Origin of the sequence: Microbacterium istanbulense, from assembly GCF_037204145.1 — a bacterium.
Classification (GTDB): domain Bacteria; phylum Actinomycetota; class Actinomycetes; order Actinomycetales; family Microbacteriaceae; genus Microbacterium; species Microbacterium istanbulense.
Genome location: NZ_JBBDGN010000014.1, coordinates 16,562 through 31,275, shown reverse-complemented (window position 1 = coordinate 31,275; position 14,714 = coordinate 16,562). Strand labels below are relative to the sequence as shown.

At 63.3% G+C, this 14,714-nt stretch carries 11 protein-coding genes; 7 read left to right on the top strand and 4 right to left on the bottom strand.

Annotated elements, in window-relative coordinates:
* Positions 1-157: 157 nt before the first annotated feature.
* From WDU93_RS12925 to WDU93_RS12895, 7 genes are all read left to right on the top strand, one after another.
* The gene (locus tag WDU93_RS12925; RefSeq protein WP_337321288.1) at positions 158-2,128 is read left to right on the top strand and encodes a type I restriction-modification system subunit M; all 1,971 of its coding nucleotides are present in this window, start codon (positions 158-160) and stop codon (positions 2,126-2,128) included.
* Positions 2,128-3,495 carry a restriction endonuclease subunit S gene (locus tag WDU93_RS12920; RefSeq protein ID WP_337321285.1) on the top strand — a complete coding sequence of 456 codons (1,368 nt, stop codon included), beginning with the start codon at positions 2,128-2,130 and terminating at the stop codon, positions 3,493-3,495. Before WDU93_RS12925 ends, WDU93_RS12920 begins: the two co-directional genes overlap by 1 nt.
* A 108-nt stretch (positions 3,496-3,603) precedes the next feature.
* On the top strand, positions 3,604-3,840 hold the full coding sequence (locus WDU93_RS12915) for a type II toxin-antitoxin system RelE/ParE family toxin (RefSeq protein WP_231935765.1): 237 nt from the start codon (positions 3,604-3,606) through the stop codon (positions 3,838-3,840).
* A gap of 11 nt (positions 3,841-3,851) precedes the next feature.
* The gene (locus tag WDU93_RS12910) at positions 3,852-4,928 is read left to right on the top strand and encodes an ImmA/IrrE family metallo-endopeptidase (protein ID WP_337321282.1); all 1,077 of its coding nucleotides are present in this window, start codon (positions 3,852-3,854) and stop codon (positions 4,926-4,928) included.
* A 2-nt stretch (positions 4,929-4,930) separates the two neighbouring features.
* Positions 4,931-7,867, top strand: coding sequence for a type I restriction endonuclease subunit R (locus WDU93_RS12905; protein WP_337321280.1), 2,937 nt, complete (start codon positions 4,931-4,933; stop codon positions 7,865-7,867).
* Between the two features lie 70 nt (positions 7,868-7,937).
* Complete coding sequence (locus WDU93_RS12900) at positions 7,938-9,581, top strand: DUF6119 family protein (protein ID WP_337321278.1); 1,644 nt, start codon at positions 7,938-7,940, stop codon at positions 9,579-9,581.
* Positions 9,571-11,049, top strand: a complete 1,479-nt coding sequence (locus WDU93_RS12895) for an ApeA N-terminal domain 1-containing protein (protein WP_337321275.1) — start codon at positions 9,571-9,573, stop codon at positions 11,047-11,049. Before WDU93_RS12900 ends, WDU93_RS12895 begins: the two co-directional genes overlap by 11 nt.
* Before the next feature lie 92 nt (positions 11,050-11,141).
* Here the strand turns inward: WDU93_RS12895 and WDU93_RS12890 are convergent, their stop codons facing one another.
* The 4 genes from WDU93_RS12890 to WDU93_RS12875 form a co-directional block, all read right to left on the bottom strand.
* Positions 11,142-13,082, bottom strand: coding sequence for a recombinase family protein (locus tag WDU93_RS12890; RefSeq protein WP_337321274.1), 1,941 nt, complete (start codon positions 13,080-13,082; stop codon positions 11,142-11,144).
* 202 nt (positions 13,083-13,284) lie between these two features.
* On the bottom strand, positions 13,285-13,536 hold the full coding sequence (locus WDU93_RS12885) for a hypothetical protein (RefSeq protein WP_293782244.1): 252 nt from the start codon (positions 13,534-13,536) through the stop codon (positions 13,285-13,287).
* On the bottom strand, positions 13,536-14,159 hold the full coding sequence (locus WDU93_RS12880) for a hypothetical protein (protein WP_293782246.1): 624 nt from the start codon (positions 14,157-14,159) through the stop codon (positions 13,536-13,538). The genes WDU93_RS12885 and WDU93_RS12880 overlap by 1 nt, the downstream gene beginning before the upstream one ends.
* A gap of 20 nt (positions 14,160-14,179) precedes the next feature.
* Positions 14,180-14,638: a single-stranded DNA-binding protein gene (locus WDU93_RS12875; protein ID WP_337321271.1), complete on the bottom strand. Its 459-nt coding sequence runs from the start codon at positions 14,636-14,638 to the stop codon at positions 14,180-14,182.
* Positions 14,639-14,714: the final 76 nt, after the last annotated feature.

The following is a 14,714-nucleotide window of genomic DNA, read 5'->3' as shown; positions in this document are numbered from 1 at the left end:
CGATCCCGTGTCGGGCGCGACACTCTGAGAGAATGTCAGCGGTGGCGCCTATCGTCATCCGTGGGGAGCGAAGCCATCGGTTCCAGTGTGATCTGCGTGCAGACGGTTCACCGCGCCCCGTGACCGGACACCCGAAGCACGACTCGAAGGACATGCGTTGCCGCAGAACTCCATCAACCACGCTCGCCTCGTCGCGCTGATCTGGAGCATTGCCGACGACGTGCTTCGAGACCTCTACGTGCGCGGCAAGTACCGCGACGTGATCCTGCCGTTCACCGTGCTGCGCCGCCTCGACAGTGTGCTCGAACCCACTCAAGACGCAGTCCTCGCGATGAAGAAGACTCTCGATCAGGCAGGGATCGTCGACCAAGACGCCCCGCTGCGGGACGCCGCGAAGCAGGACTTCTACAACACGTCCGGCTTCACGCTCAAGACCCTACGTGCTGCGACGAATGCCACCAGGCTCCGGCAGAACTTCGGAGTTTACCTCGATGGCTTCTCGCCCAATGTGCAGGAGATCATCGACAACTTCGAGTTCCGCAACCAGCTCCCGCGCCTCACGAAGGCTGACGCGCTCGGGGCGCTGATCGAGAAGTTCCTCTCGCCCGACCTCGACCTCTCGCCCGCAGGCTTGGACAACCACGGGATGGGCACGGTCTTCGAAGAGCTCGTGCGCCGCTTCAACGAGGAGAACAACGAAGAGGCGGGAGAGCACTGGACCCCTCGTGACGCGGTGCGCCTCATGACCCGACTGATGTTCGAGCCCATCGCCGAGGTGATCCCCTCAGGCACCTACCGTCTGTACGACGGGGCAATGGGAACCGGCGGCATGCTCACCGTCGCAGAGGAAACCCTCAAGCACCTCACCGCTCCCGCCGGGAAGAAGGTCTCCACCCACTTGTATGGGCAGGAGATCAACGCCGAGACCTACGCGATCGCCAAGGCAGACCTGATCCTCAAAGGCGAAGGGACGGCGGCCGACAACATCGTCGGCGGCCCCGAATGGTCGACCCTGTCGAACGATGCCTTCGCGGGCGAAGAGTTCGACTTCATGCTCTCCAATCCGCCCTACGGCAAGAGCTGGAAGACTGACCAGGACCGTCTGGGTGGGGCGAAGAAGATCATCGACCCCCGCTTCATCGTCACCCACGACGGCGATCCCGACTACTCGCTGGTCACCCGAAGCAGCGACGGCCAGCTGATGTTCCTCGCAAACCTCATCTCCAAGATGAAGCAAGGCACCGCTCTCGGTTCACGCATCGCATCGGTACACAACGGCTCCTCGCTGTTCACCGGCGACGCCGGTCAAGGCGAGAGCAACTTCCGTCGCTGGATCATCGAGAACGACTGGCTCGAAGCCATCGTCGCCCTGCCGCTCAAGATGTTCTACAACACCGGCATCGCCACCTACGTATGGGTGATCTCCAACCGCAAGGAAGAGCGCCGCAAGGGCAAGGTGCAGCTCATCGACGCCACCGGCTGGTCCACCCCTCTGCGCAAGAATCTCGGCGAGAAGGGTGTCGAGATCAGCGACGCGGACGCGGATCGCGTGCTCGCCACCTACAAAGCCTTCGACCAGGCAGGCGACCCCGACCACTCGAAGGTCTTCGACGGCGTCGACTTCGGCTACTCCAAGATCACCGTCGAGCGCCCACTGCGTATCGCGGGCGTGGAGGAAGGCCGCGTCTACAAGGCCGCCGAGATCAAGCAACTCAAAGAAGACGGCGTGCGCGACGAGTCAGCACCGCCGATCATCAAGAAGGTGCTGCCCTACGCCGCAACGCCCGACCCCTTGTACGGGCGATACGAGGCGATCATCGACGGGCGAAGCCGTGTAGTCGAATACGAGCCCGACACCGAGCTGCGCGACACCGAACAAGTGCCACTGACCGAACCCGCCGGCGAGTATGCCGACGGCATCGAGGCCTTCTTCCGTCGCGAAGTCGAGCCATACGCGCCCGATGCATGGATCGACGAGACCAAGACGAAGATCGGCTACGAAATCTCCTTCACCCGCCACTTCTACAAGCCCACCCCGATGCGCACCCTCGCCGAGATCCAGGCCGACATCCGCGCCCTCGAAGCCGAGACCGACAACCTCATCGCCGAGATCGCAGGTGAGGGCTGATGTTTCGAGACCTGCCGCGCTACCCAGAGATGACGGTGAGTCAGTTCTGGGATGCGAAGGTGCCGAGTCACTGGGAGGTTCATCCCGGGCTCGCCGTTCTCGCAGAGAATCGACGCAAGAATGACGGCCTTATCGAGTCGCAGGTCCTGTCCCTCAGCTATGGCCGAGTCGTAGTGAAACCCGTGGAGAAACAGCGGGGGCTCGTGCCAGATTCATACGAGAGCTACCAGATTCTCGTGCCGGGCGACATCGTCGTACGACCTACTGATCTCCAGAACGACCAGGCCAGTATTCGGGTAGGTCACGTGAAAGATCGAGGGATCATCACCTCGGCCTACGTAGGACTCCGTGCTCGTGGGTCTTGGAGTGATGCCTACGCGTATCACTACCTGGCCGTGGTCGATTCCTCGAAACGGATCTACGGCATGGGCAGCGGTCTACGGCAACAGCTGGGTTGGCCTGACCTCAAACGGATGCCATGCCTCGTACCACCGCCGGAGGAGCAGGCGGCGATCGTGAAGTATCTCGCCCACGCGAACGCCCGCATCGACAAGGCCATCGCCGCCAAGCGCCGCCTCATCGCCCTCCTCGAAGAGCAGGGCTCTGGCTTGCGTGATCAGGTGCTCCGAAGTGGCGATTGGCCTCGGAGGCGTCTCAAAACTCTGCTTGATCGTGTCGATCAAGGTGTCAGCCCGCAGGCGGAGAACCAGGAGCCGGGGCCGGGCGAATGGGGAGTGCTCAAGTCGGGATGCGTCAATGGCGGGTCTTTCCGCGCGGATCAAGTGAAGCGACTGCCTGATGGATTCGCGATACCCGAAGCTATGAGCGTCAGAGAAGGCGACTTGTTGGTCTCCCGGGCGAATGGCTCTCCCCACCTGGTGGGTTCGGCGGCACGTGTCTCAGGGCTGAAGCACCAAGCGATCCTGAGTGACAAGACGTTCAGGCTTATCCCTTCGCCAACCGTCGACGCTGACTTTCTCGCCTTGTCGATGAATGCGCAGGCGTACCGCCAGCAAGTTCGTACAGCTATCAGCGGTGCAGAGGGTCTTGCGAATAACCTGCCGCTCTCGGCCCTAAAGACTTTTGAGTTCGTAGTCCCCCCGTTCCAATTTCAGCGAGAGCTGGTCAGGATGGTTGAGGAAGAGCTCTCAACGCTCCGCCTTACTATGAACCGTGTCACAAGCGAGATTGCTCTCCTCCAGGAGTTCCGCACGCGCCTCGTCGCCGACGTGGTGACTGGGCAGGTGGACGTGCGTGCGATCGCGACGACGCTCGCTGACGTGCCAGAGTGCGAAAGTCGCCATCTGGACGACCCGATCCACACTCTAGAGAGCGACACCCGCGAGGATGAGGTGGCCGATGAGTGACCCCGACGGCTACCCGAACCGCCTCACGGATGTTACGATATAGGTAACACTATGGAGTTGAGGTATGGGGACAACGAGCTGGAGCGTCAGTGCACTAATGCGCGCTACATGCAGCGCAAGCTCGGCGCGCAGCGCGCGAAGGCTCTGAAGCTGCGCCTCGATGAGTTGCGGCGGGTCAGCGAACTCGGTGACCTGTTGTTCATCGCGGGCAAGTGGGAGGAGCTGAAGGGTGACCGTGCCGGGCAGTGGTCTGGTCGATTGACCGCGAACTGGCGACTCATCGTGGAACCCGATGGCACCATCATCACCGTCGTTCTCATCCGCGAGATCGTTGACTATCACTGAGAGGAGCTGACATGACTACCCTTCCTGACTACGCCGTTTCTCCGGGCGACCACATCAAGGAGTGGCTCGATGACCACGGCATCAACGCCGCCGAGCTGGCACGCCGTCTAGACGTGACCCCGAAGCACGTCTCCGAGCTGCTCTCTGGCAAGGCACCCTTGTCGGCGACGGTAGCGCTTGGGCTGGAGCGGGTCACTGGCATCCCAGCTCGGATTTGGAACCGCTTTGAGGCGGGCTACCGAGAGGACCTCGCCCGCCTCGCGGAGACCGATCGGCTCGCTGCTCAGTACGAACAGGCGAAGCGCTTTCCCCTCAAGTACCTGCGCGACTGGAAGTTCGTTTCGGCTGAGTCACGTGACATGGCGGGAACAGTGCGGGAACTGTTGACCATCTTCGGGATAGCGCACCTCGACGCCTTCGACGCCACCTGGGTGCATGGGAAGGTGGCCTACCGCAGAGCGACGCTCGCCACCGACAAGGTGTACGAGCGTGCCACCTGGCTTGCGCTTGGCGAACGCGAAGCCGGGATCGAGAGCCTCAGCGACTATGACCGGGCCGCACTCGAAGCGTTGCTTCCACAGTTGCGTGCGCTGACGGCGCACGCGAACCCCGTTGAGGCACTTGAGGAGGCAACTGAGCTTCTACGTGGAGTGGGCGTGGCGCTCTGCCTGATTCCGCCGATCCCAGGCTTCGGCGTGCATGGGGCAACCCGTTGGATCGCGGGGCACCCGGTGGTGCAGCTCTCCGTCCGCGGCAAGACCGACGACCAACTGTGGTTCACCCTCTTCCACGAGCTGGGCCATGTGCTGCTGCACGGTCACAAGACGGTCTTCTTTCAAGGCGCGGGTGACCAGGCGGAAGCTGAGGCCGATGAGTTCGCCTCGTCAACCCTCGTTCCCGAGCGCTACCGTGACCGGTTGCCAACCGGACGCAACATTGCCGCCGTGTCCGATCTTGCGTCAGACCTTGGCATCGCGCCGAGCATCGTTCTTGGTCAGGCCCAGCGGATCACGGGCGACTTCGCCTGGGGTCAGCGGCTCAAGGTGCGCCTCATCTGGGCTCCCGATGCGGGTGAAGAGAGCAACTGACAATGCACCGCCTCAATGAATCGAGCCTCGAAGAACTCATCGTCGACCAGATGGTCGAAGGTGGCTGGACCGAGGGCGCACCAGCCGACTTCGACGCAGCCTACGCGCTCGACCTCGGCCACCTGACCACGTTCATCGAGGAGACGCAGCCGAACGCTGCGAAGGCATTGTCGCTTGCCGAGTCGCCTCCCAGTCGTCACAAGTTCCTTGCCCGCTTGCAGGGCGAGATCACCAAGCGTGGTGTCGTGCATCTGCTGCGCAACGGGGTCGACCATCTCGGACAGCACATCGACCTGTACTACCCGACCGCGACCGATGGCAACGCGAAGGCCGCCGAGCTGTTCGCGGCGAACCGTTTCGTCGTCACCCGGCAGGTGCACCACAGTCCCAGCAACCGGGGCGACGCCGTCGATCTCGTGGCGTTCGTCAACGGCCTGCCGGTGTTCACCTTCGAGCTGAAGAACAACATCACCAAGCAGACCGTCGATGACGCTGTGCAGCAGTACCAGCGGGATCGCGACCCGCGAGAGCTGCTGTTCGCCTTCGGGCGCACGATCGCGCACTTCGCTCTCGACGATCAGCGGGTCCGGTTCTGCACGCAACTCAAGGGCAAGTCGTCATGGTTCCTGCCCTTCGACCAGGGGTTCAACGACGGCGCTGGTAACCCGCCCAACGCTGACGGGGTGATGACCGACTACCTGTGGCGGCGAGTCCTTGCCCCCCAAAGACTCGCGGGCATCATCGAGAACTACGCGCAGGTCGTCACCGAGAAGAACCCGACGACGGGTAAGCGCACGGCCAAGGCGATCTTCCCGCGCTATCACCAGCTTGACGTGGTTCGCAAGTTGCTCGCCGATGTCGCCGCCAACGGCGCTGGCAGGCGATACCTCATCCAGCACTCTGCAGGCAGTGGCAAGTCCAACTCGATCGCCTGGCTCGTCCACCAGCTTGTGGAGGCCACGCACCAGGGAACCCTGGCCTTCGACTCGGTCATCGTGGTCACCGACCGCGTGATTCTTGACGATCAGCTCTCGCAGACCATCAAGTCGTTTTTGCAGCTCGGCTCGACAGTCGTCCACGCGGACCGCTCGGGAGACCTGCGCTGGGCGATCACGGCGGGTAAGAAGATCATCGTCACAACGGTGCAGAAGTTCCCCTACATTCTCGATGACATCGGCTCAGAGCATCAGGGCCACAACTTCGCCATCGTCATTGATGAGGCCCACTCGTCTCAGGGTTCGAAGACCTCGGCCGCCGTGTCTCGCGCGCTCGGTGGCGGTGTTGATTCTGATGAGGAGGACAGCGTCGAGGATCAGATCAACCGGATCATCGAAGCGAAGAAGCTGCTGCCGAATGCGAGTTACTTCGCGTTCACTGCGACACCGAAGAACAAGACGCTGGAGATGTTCGGCGAACCGGTCTCGAACCCCGACGGCACGGTCGGCCATCGCCCATTCCATTCGTACACGATGAAGCAGGCCATCCAAGAGGGCTTTATCGTGGATGTGCTCGCGAACTACACGCCGGTGGGTAGCTACTACAAGCTGATGAAGACGGTCGAGGACGACCCTGAGTTCGATGTGAAGCGGGCCTCGAAGAAGCTGCGAGCCTACGTCGAGGGTAACCAGCACGCGATCGCGCAGAAGGCCGACATCATGGTCGAGCACTTCCTCGGTCAGGTGATCGCCAAGCAGAAGATCGGCGGGCAGGCCCGCGCGATGGTCGTCACCTCATCCATCCCGCGGTGCATCGAATATTTCCACGCCATCCGCGACGCACTGGCAGCACGCAAGAGCCCGTACAAGGTGATCGTCGCCTTCTCCGGCGAACACGACTACAAGGGGGTGCAGGTCACCGAGGCAAGCCTTAACGGTTTCCCCTCCCGGGCCATCGCTGAGCAGATCAAGACCGACCCGTACCGAATCCTCGTCGTCGCCAACAAGTTCCAGACCGGGTACGACGAGCCGCTGCTGCACACCATGTACGTCGACAAGACCCTGTCGGGTGTGCTCGCGGTCCAAACCCTCTCGCGGCTCAACCGGGCGCACCCGGCGAAGCATGAGACGTTCGTGCTCGACTTCGCCAACGATGCCGAGGACATCCAGCGCGCTTTCGATCCGTATTACCGCACCACCGTGCTCGCCGAAGAGACCGACCCCAACAAACTGCATGACCTCGTCAACGACCTCGACGCCTTCGGCATTTACACGCCGGAACACGTCGACGAGTTCGTGACGCGCTACCTGGCCGGTGAGCCTCGCGACCAGCTCGATCCCATTCTCGATGCGTGCGTCGCGGAGTACGTCGAACTTCCCGAGGAAGACGATCAGGTCAGGTTCAAGGGCGACGCGAAGGCCTTCCTGCGCACCTACAACTTCCTCTCCACGGTGCTGCCCTACGGCAGCCCTGAGTGGGAGAAGCGCTCGATCTTCCTCGACCACCTCGTGCCGAAGCTCCCCGCCCCGAAGGAGGAAGACCTCGCCGCCGGAATCCTGGAGAACATCGACCTCGAGTCTTACCGTGCCGAGAAGCTCACAGCGATGAAGATCGTGCTGGACGACGAAGATGGCCAGCTCGACCCCGTGCCCGCGGCAGGTGGCGGCATGCTGGCGACGCCCGAACTGGAGAGACTCTCGGAGATCGTCAAGAGCTTCAACGCCCACTTCGGCAACATCGAATGGAACGACGCCGACCGCGTCGAACGCTTCATCACCGAAGAGATCCCACGCCTCGTCGCCGAAGACGAGGCCTACCAACACGCGCAGGCAAACAACGACCCGGCAAACGCGCGCGTCGAGAGCGACCGCGCACTCGGCCAGGTCATGCTGCGGCTCATCGCCGATGACACGCAGCTCTTCAAAGAGTTCCAGGACAACGAGAGCTTCAAACGCTGGCTGGCCGACGCCGTGTTCAACGCAACGTACAGGAAGAGCGCATGAAGGCCGGGCCAACGCGACGAGATGCCCTCATGAGTTCGACGCCGCGAGGCTCATCGTTAAGGGGAATCAAGTGAAGGCACGACGGCTCACCTTCTACCTTCTTCGCCAGGACGTTGCCGAGTTCGAGGATGCGCTGGATACGGAGAAGGCCAGCGTCGCGGTGGATCTCGATCCGTCGGCGGGCGTAGACGGGCGCTTCGTCTATGTCCAGCCCCGCCCGTCTGTGCCTTCATGGGTTGGATTCGTCCAGCCGGTACTCGCCGACCAGCTCGGCAGCCTCAGATCGTCTTCCACGTCCGCCTTGCTGCTTCTGCGCACCAGCGGGCGCATCTTCGCCCTCACATTCGGTTACGGCAGGTCACTCCTCGACCTGTCAAAGATCGAGTACCAGTTCGGACTCCGAGTGGCACTCAACCGAATCGACCCTCGTCAGATTCGAAGTCTGGATACCAAGACCTTCGAGGATCTTGTGGTTACGACGAATACTCAGGCGAGCAAGAGTGCTGAACTGCCCACATTTGGTGTCGACGTATCGCGCGACATCCTGAGAGCAGTCACCGGGGAGCCGCGCGACCAGTCCGTGACGAAACGAATCGCCGGTGCGGACTCACTTGTGATGGGAGTCAAGGCGCCGGTGACGGAGCTGCCTGCTATCTGCGATGACCTGCTTGTCGCGTTCGAAGCCGACGACTACAAGACAGACTTTGGCTGGATCGACCAACTCTCGCTCGTGCGTGACAGCGCACGCATCGGAGCGCTCAACGATCTCCTCGTGGAGCAGTTGCGAAGCGGAGCGACCGGATCAACGCACCTGGCAATGCCGGAAGCTATCGATTGGGAGGACATCGACGGGTTCAAGATCGCAGGAACGCGAAGCCATGTCTATGACGACCTTGATCTCGATGAATATCTTGATCGCATCGGAGAAGACTGCGCCACCATCACAGTCGAGAATCTCAAGTCCAGGTATGTGTGGGTGCGGTTCGGACGCTCAGGAAACTTTGACAAGCGTTGGAACCTCTATCAGTGCCTCGTTACTGAGCAGCGGATCAACGACCAATTGCACGTCCTCATAGAAGGTCGCTGGTTCGCTGTCAGCACCACCTTGGTCGAGGAGGTCGATGCCTTCGCGGCTGGGCTCATCGACGCGACGGTTCAGCTTCCGCCAGCACACGTCGGAGAGGTTGAAGCCGACTACAACGCCCGCCTCGCCCTCAGTTCGCCCCAGCACCTCCTCAAGCTCGATGCACGCATCAAGCGGCCAGGAGGCGCCAGCAGCGGCATCGAGTTCTGTGATGTCCTCTCGGATGACGGCGACTTGATCCATGTGAAGCGCAAGTCCCGTTCCGCAACACTGAGCCACCTCTTTGCCCAAGGAGGAGTGTCGGCCGCGGCTTTCGTCAACGACGGCATCTTCCGAACCCAGGTCCGCGAACTGATCCAGGCAGAAGTGCCCCAGGAAGCTCTTGAGAGCTGGTTGCGCTTGGTGCCCAGCGCAGAGGAAGCCGTCGATAGATCTCGTTACCGTGTGACCTACGCTGTCATCGCCAACTCCAGCCGTGAAGGGCGAGACTGGCTGCCCTTCTTCAGCAAACTGAACCTGATGCAACAGGGGCGACAACTCTCCACGATGGGGTTCACCGTCGCGATCGCGCGAGTTCCGATCATCGACCCTGGCCAAGGCGAGAACGAGGAAATCCAGAGTGTCTCATGAACCACTGAATCTCGATGACGACGGCGAGTGGGCCGGAGAGTGGTGGCTGCCCGACGAGCCCGACCACAAGGTGCCGGGCACCCTTCGGTACACGAGCGCTGATGGGCTGGCGCTCACGTTGATAGGCACGTTCGAGGACCGCATCAGCACGACGATCTCTCCCGGCGTGGTGGCATTTCATGAAGGACGCCGAACGTGGGAGGTGATCCACGGTGCTGCCGAGCAGCGAGAGATCACTCTCTTCGGCTGCGTCCCGAACGGCGGCAAACGCACGTACGGCGCACGCGTCCAGACTCCTGACAAGCAGACCATCACGTCCATCACTGGCCTCATCGGAGCGCATGTCAGCGGTGAAGACGAGGTGGTGTTCTCGGCAGCGGAGGTCTCCGTGGACAACCTCGGGGTCTGGGGAGCAACGTCTGTATTCGAGGGCTTCTGGGGCGCTCCCAGAGGCCGTCCCGATGGCAGCGGCACCATCTCTGTGAAGCCGGTGGAGGCTCAGACGGTCAAGGCCGATGGAGCCGAGTTCATTCTTGCGCACCACCACACCCTGCCGTTCTTCGATCAACGTCAGGGCGGGACTACAGGCCGTGTGCGTGACACGACGTTCGTGCGGGTCGTCCGGGAGACGCCGTTCTCATGGCGCGAGGCGATGAGGCTCGCCCGAACGGTCCAGGACCTGATCGCACTGGCGACACATCGTGCCGCAGGAGTGATCTGGCTGCGGTTGAGGCTGGCGGAGGGCGATGTGGAGCCTGAGCCGACCAGGCCGCAACGCGAGTGGAACGTCGAGGTGATCTACTCGCCCTCGAAAGTGGGCGATCACGATGCGAAGGTCATCGAGCCGCACCGTGTGTTCTTCACATGCGAGACGCTTCCGTTCGAGGAGGTCATCCCTCGCTGGTGCAAGGTGCACGAGCAGCTGCAATCGGCGCTGAACATGATCCTTGGGCTCCGCTACGCGCCCGCTGAGTACATCGAGAACAACCTCCTGACGGCGGTCGGAGCGGCTGAGGTGCTGCATCGCGGTCTTGACATAGACGAGCCGCCGATGCCGCGTGAAGAGTTCAAGCCGATGCGTGAAGCGATGCTGACGCACGTGCCTGAGCAGCATCGTGAGCGCATCAAGGGCTCCCTCCGTAATGACCCCACGTTGCGCGAACGGTTGTTCGCCCTTGCGGCTCGGCCAGACCAGGAAGCGATGTCCACGCTCGTCCCAGACATTGACCGATGGGCGCGACGGACGACGCGAGCACGCAATGATCTGGCCCACGAAGGACGAACACCGAATCACACCTTCGAGGAGTTGATCGCCATCGTGGATGTCACCACTGCGGTGGTGATATTGAACCTGCTGCACGAGGTCGGGCTATCTGCCGAGCGGCAGCGAGAGATCGTCAAGGAGCACCCGCTGTTGCGTGCGACAGCTCGACAAGCGAGTAGGCATCTATGCGCTCCCAATGAATGATATTGACCTCGCCGACGACACAAGATTGAGGCTCGTCGCGCATGTCAAGCGATAGCGCTAGCCACATCAACAGCCGGTCGATTCATCTTTCCTCACGGCCTCCGCGTCTTCGCCCACACCGTGCCCCGGTGAACTCCGTACCGGCGTGCCAGCGTCTTCACACTGACACCGTCGGCGCGGGCTGTTCGCATAACGTCCACTTCGGTGTCAGTGAGACGTGTTCGAGGTCGTTTCTTTGGTTCCGCCGACGCGCCGATCAGAGGGTCGTCGACCTCGCCCTCGGGCTCGGCATCCCCACGAGTGCTTGGATTCCACGCGGAAACCAGCCTCTCAACCCGTGGTCGCCTGTTCCCGCAACACTCCATTGCCTCCACCCCACGCACAAGGCTCGAACCCTTGCCCGACGAATCGTTGGCAGGGGTTCGGGCCTTTTGGCTGTCCTGCGCCCAGTTGAGGGCGTTGCCGTTGATCTCGGGGTCGGTCAGCATCTCGTAGGGGCGCTGGTACTCGACGCGGAGCTCGTCGTCTTCTTCGACGTAGACCTTGGTGAAGAAGGCTTGGTTGCACAGGCGCCGGTTGGTGTCGTCGCAGCGGGCGTAGATGTCGGCGCAGTTGGCCAGCAGGTTGAGGGCGTCTTCGAGGTGGGCGCGGGCGTCGGCGTACTCGCCGTGGTGGGCGTCGATACGGCGGGTGACCTGGTCGAGTTCGCCGAGGATGCGGTCCTGTTCGCGTTTGAGCAGGGCGAGCGGGATCGCGTCGGCGTAGTGGGCTTGCAGGAGTCGTTCCTGCTCGTTCTGCAGTCGGTCGCGGTTGGCGGTGAGCTGGTTCAGTTCGTCGGTCTCGTCGGCCATGAGCCGGTCGAACTCGTGGTGCAGCATCCCGCCGAGCGCTTCTCGGTGCGCGGGCGTGATCTGCACTCGCTGGTAGTACCGCTCGATCATCTGCTCGACGTCCTCGATGAGGATCGCGCCACGGGTGCAGTCGGTGCGCTTGGAGTGCCGGCCGGAGCAGACGAAGTAGGGGTAGACGTTGCCGTGACGGTTCTTCGCGTTCGAGACCATCAGCCGTGATCCGCAGGCGCCGCAGAACACGGTGCCTTTCAGGTAGTGGTCGTGCAGCTGGGTCGCTTCGGCGGCCGTCTTGTGCGCGGTGAGCACCGATTGCACCTGGTACCAGACCTCGGGCGGTACGAGTGGTTCGTGGCTGCCGGCGTAGCGAGTGCCCCGGTAGATCACGTCGCCCTTGTAGTAGGGGTTGATCAGCATCCGGTGCACCGAGGACACCGCGAGCGGTTTGCCGGGCCGTTTCGGGGTGGGCAGGCTGGTCAGCCCGCGGGAGGTGAGTTCGTCGTGGAGCTGGCTGACGGTCCAGTTGCCGGAGGCGTAGGCCTTGAACGCCCACTGGATCATCGGGGCGCGTTCGGGGTCGAGTTCGACGGTGCGTGCTTCGCGGCCGAGCTCGTCGGTGGTGCGGATGTTGAGGTACCCGATGGGGGCTTTGCCGACGGTGCCGCCGCCGATGGCTTTCTGGGTCATACCCTTGGTGACCTCGGTGGCGAGGTTGCGGGAGTAGAACTCTGCGATGGAGGACATGATGCCGTGCAGCAGCATCCCCGAGGGGGTCTGGTCGATGTTCTCCGTGGCGGAGACGAGCATGACCCCGGCCTGCTGGAGGGCCAGGTGGATGGCCACGTCGTCGCTGCGGTTGCGGGCGAGCCGGTCGACCTTGTGCACGATGCAGTAGGCGACCTTGTTGGCTTTGACGTACTGGATCATCCGCATCAGGTCGGGCCGGTCGGCGGACTTCGCGGACGCTCCGGCGTCGATGAACTCCTCGACGATGACCGCGCCGAGCTGTTCGGCCTTGCGGTTGTTCGCATCCCGTTGCGCGGGGATGGAGAAGCCCTCGTCGGCTCCGCCGCGTTCTGCCTGTTCGCGGGTGGACACGCGCAGGTAGGACACGGCCAGGGCGCCGCTGGCGGGTGGTTCGACAAGGCTGCGCACCGGGTCGGTGTGCAGGGATGTGGCGTTCATGGGTCCTTCTCTCACGTAGATCGGACCTCGCGCCGAGACGGTGTACGCCGTCTGGCGGGTGCTGATCGTGAGAGGAACCCCGCGGTGGGGTTCTAGGACCAGGCCGACGATGTCGCCGGCCACGTAACGCTTGCCCCGTCCTCGTTCAGGGTCGGGGGGTTGGGACCACAGCACGCCACGCTGAGCGCGAGGCTTGCACCATTCATTCTACCGTTTCACTCCTGGTCGGGCGATGGCCTTCGTCGCTGGGCGTGGCTACGGTGTCGGCGCGGTAGGTGTCGGGTGGTTCGGCGGCTCGTCGGTCGATGCGGGATTGTCCGCTGTCGTGCAGGGTCAGGCGGATCAACACCTCGCAAAGCTTGTGCAGGTCCGGAGCGTCGCGGTGGACAGGGCGCACGGAGAACTTGCGGTCCTCGTAGCGGCGCCGGTTGGTCTTCTTGACATAGGTGCCCATCAGCCCCTCACCTCCCCGGTTTCCGGGTCGGCACCGGCGAAGAAGGCGTCTTCTTTGGCGCGGCGTTCGGCGACCTGTGCGGCGACGTGTTTGACGAAGTCTTGGTCGCGGTCGGCGACGAACACGTCCTCGACGGGGTCGGCGGGGTCCTCACCGGGCCAGGTCGTTTGCCGGGTGGGGCGGTCGCGGTCCAGGCGGGTGCCGGAGGATGCGACCCATTCGCGCAGACGGGCGCGGGCGTCGGCAAAGTCGCGGTGCCACCCGAACGGGGCCGACCCGTCTTGTTCGGGGTGGTACGCGCACAGCCAGTGCAGGTGCAGCGCGGACAGTTCCCAGACGAGTTCGTCGTGGCGGTGCCAGAACGGCGGGATCACGCTGGCCGGCAGCCCGTAGGTGCGGCGGAGGGTCTCGACCCATCGGTTGAGGGCGTACCACTCCTTCTCGAGCGGGTCGGCGCGCAGCAGGTGCCAGTTCACCGGATGCGGCGGGCCAGCCTCCTCCTCGTCTTCGTCTTCGGGCTCGTACTCGTCGTCGTAGTCGTCTTCGTCGAGGTCGAGGTCGTCGGGGAGGTCTCCGGGTTGGGTCTCGTCCGCGGCGGGATCGTGCGGGGTCTGGTCGGTCATCGCTGTCGCCTCCCTCGTCCTCACATGCCCATCGCGGGCGCGGGCCGGGCCTGCTGGCGCTCGGGCGGGTCGAACGAGGGCGCCTGGCGTTCGGCGGCGTGTTCTGCCGCGGGCCGGCGCGGGGTGCGGTCGACCTCGTAGCGAGTGCGCGCCGCGTCGTGCCCGATCCGCTTGGCGATGAACTCCTCTTCACCGGCGACCATCGCCCCGTCGCGCTCGTACTCCGGTGTGCGGGTGTAGCCCTCGGCGATGAACTTGTCGCCCTTGGCGAACCGCTCGTGCGCGTGCCGCGCCGACCGGCCGAACATCACCATGTTGTGGTACGTCGTCTCCAGCTGGGTGAACGACCCGTCGGACTCGCGGCGGTAGTGCTCCTGCCCGAACCGGGCGTAGAACCGGGCATCGCCCTTGGCGGTCTGGCTCAGCTGTGGATCGGAAGCGATGAACCCCGAGGTCGAGGTCTGGGTATGCATGGACATGGCTGGCTCCTGTGTTCAGGCAGCCCCTACTCGTTGGTGGCCGCTGTGGCAGGCAGGTGCACGCACCCGCCCCGGT

What these genes read in the sequence shown, in the direction of transcription:
- WDU93_RS12920 (WP_337321285.1), top strand. Translation starts at nt 2,128, where the DNA reads ATGTTTCGAGACCTGCCGCGCTACCCAGAGATGACGGTGAGTCAGTTC.
- WDU93_RS12915 (WP_231935765.1), top strand. Translation starts at nt 3,604, where the DNA reads ATGCAGCGCAAGCTCGGCGCGCAGCGCGCGAAGGCTCTGAAGCTGCGC.
- WDU93_RS12910 (WP_337321282.1), top strand. Translation starts at nt 3,852, where the DNA reads ATGACTACCCTTCCTGACTACGCCGTTTCTCCGGGCGACCACATCAAG.
- WDU93_RS12905 (WP_337321280.1), top strand. Translation starts at nt 4,931, where the DNA reads ATGCACCGCCTCAATGAATCGAGCCTCGAAGAACTCATCGTCGACCAG.
- WDU93_RS12890 (WP_337321274.1), bottom strand. Translation starts at nt 13,082, where the DNA reads ATGAACGCCACATCCCTGCACACCGACCCGGTGCGCAGCCTTGTCGAA.
- WDU93_RS12885 (WP_293782244.1), bottom strand. Translation starts at nt 13,536, where the DNA reads ATGGGCACCTATGTCAAGAAGACCAACCGGCGCCGCTACGAGGACCGC.
- WDU93_RS12880 (WP_293782246.1), bottom strand. Translation starts at nt 14,159, where the DNA reads ATGACCGACCAGACCCCGCACGATCCCGCCGCGGACGAGACCCAACCC.
- WDU93_RS12875 (WP_337321271.1), bottom strand. Translation starts at nt 14,638, where the DNA reads ATGTCCATGCATACCCAGACCTCGACCTCGGGGTTCATCGCTTCCGAT.